This window comes from Seonamhaeicola marinus (assembly GCF_008085455.1).
The window spans coordinates 1-359 of the sequence record NZ_VSDQ01000267.1 but is presented as its reverse complement, the minus strand read 5'-3'; the positions used below and the strand labels follow the sequence as shown (position 1 = coordinate 359).

The following is a 359-nucleotide window of genomic DNA, read 5'->3' as shown; positions in this document are numbered from 1 at the left end:
CTATCATTTTAAACTTATCTAAGTTTTTATCTTCAGTGTAATCTTTATTTGCCTGTAAAAACTCAACATTTTCATCCATTAAATTTTCACGTAACCAATTATAACCTTCGGTAGTTGTAATATCTACATCATTTTTTAGGTTAATAACAATGGCTTGCATGTTTTCTTCACCTAGATAAAACAAATACATATGTTTTGCCGAAATATGTTCTAAATATTCAGCTTTATTTAAAACACCTTCCCAAATTAAATCACTAAACACATCTAATTCCGTTTCTGCTAATTCGGGTTTATTTACTTTTAAATTTTCCCACTCACTAGCAGTTATTTGCTGTGTAGCTAAAAAGTTTATAAACTCT

The 359-nt window shown here is 28.1% G+C and carries 1 protein-coding gene; it reads right to left on the bottom strand.

The genetic code is table 11. From position 1 onward, the window contains the following. Positions 1 to 359, bottom strand: a 359-nt coding sequence (locus FUA24_RS03885; protein ID WP_148540145.1) for a DUF6495 family protein, incomplete at both ends; no start/stop codon positions are given.